We start from the raw sequence: 1,080 nt of genomic DNA, 5'->3' as shown, positions 1-1,080 counted from the left end.
ACGGACTACTCGTCGATCATGTTCGACTACGCCGTGCTGGACCGCCCGATCGTGGTCCACGCCGACGACTGGGACACGTTCCGGGCGAGCCGGGGCGCCTATCTGGACATCACCGCCCGCCCGCCGGGCCATGTCACTTACTCCCAGGGGGAGTTGGTCCGGCTGTTCGAGTCCGGGGGATGGCGGGACGGGGAGTCGGCCGCGTTGCGGGCCGACTTCCGGGCGCGGTTCTGCGAGTTCGAGGACGGCCGGGCCGCCGAGCGGGTGGTGCGCACCCTGCTGCTCGGCGAGGCGATGCCCGCCACCGGTGCGGCGCGCATCCCCGGCCCGGCCGTGGGAGCCGATCAGCTCACCCGGTCCTCGTGAAACGCGAGGTCACTCGACGACGAGGGTGACCTCGACGTTGCCGCGGGTGGCGTTGGAGTAGGGGCAGACCTGGTGGGCGGTCTCGACCAGCTTGCGGCCGGTCTCCTCGTCCACGGTGTCGGGCAGCTCGACGCGGAGCGTCACCTTGAGGCCGAAGCCCTCGCCCTCCTTGCCGATGCCGACCTCGGCGGTGACGGCGGCGTCGGAGACGTCCACCTTGGCCTGGCGGCCGACCAGGCCGAGGGCGCTGCCGAAGCAGGCGGCGTAGCCGGCGGCGAAGAGCTGCTCGGGGTTGCTGCCCTGGCCGTCGCCGCCCAGCTCGACCGGCATGGCGAGCGGCAGGTCGATGCGGCCGTCGGAGGAGACGGCGCGGCCCTCGCGGCCGTGGGTGGCGGTGGCGACGGCGGTGTAGAGCGCGTCCATGGGGAGACCGGTCCTCTCGGTGAAGTCGGTGGCGGCGGGCCGGGATGGGCCGCCGCCCTCGGCATTGAGTAGAGCACACAATTAAATTGCGCACAACCAAACTGTCGCCGTCCCGCTATCCTGGGTGCCATGAGCGTCTCGCCCACCCCGTCGGCCGGCCCCGCCACCGACGCCGCCGACCCGGACTGGCTCCGCCTGGACCGGCAGATCTGCTTCTCCCTGAACGCCGCCTCCCGCGCCTTCAACGGCGTCTACCGGGTGCTGCTCAAGGACCTCGGGCTCACCTACCCG

General features: G+C 72.1%; 2 protein-coding genes and 1 pseudogene. 2 read left to right on the top strand and 1 reads right to left on the bottom strand.

Going from position 1 to position 1,080, the window contains the following annotated elements; all coding sequences use genetic code 11:
• The coding region (locus GT030_RS26805) for a CDP-glycerol glycerophosphotransferase family protein (RefSeq protein WP_202460602.1) at nucleotides 1–366 on the top strand (366 nt) is incomplete at its 5' end.
• A 9-nt stretch (nucleotides 367–375) separates the two neighbouring features.
• On the opposite strand, the gene GT030_RS26800 is transcribed toward GT030_RS26805, so the two are convergent.
• A complete protein-coding gene (locus GT030_RS26800) occupies nucleotides 376–789 on the bottom strand; it encodes an organic hydroperoxide resistance protein (RefSeq protein WP_135793587.1) in 414 nt (137 codons plus the stop codon).
• Between the two features lie 129 nt (nucleotides 790–918).
• Here GT030_RS26800 and GT030_RS26795 point away from each other — a divergent pair.
• A pseudogene (locus tag GT030_RS26795) lies at nucleotides 919–1,080 on the top strand (MarR family transcriptional regulator); the annotation flags it as partial.

It is taken from the genome of Streptomyces sp. SID1328 (assembly GCF_009865595.1).
In the GTDB taxonomy this organism is placed as follows: Bacteria; Actinomycetota; Actinomycetes; order Streptomycetales; family Streptomycetaceae; genus Streptomyces; species Streptomyces griseoluteus.
This window is presented reverse-complemented; position numbering and strand designations above follow the sequence as displayed.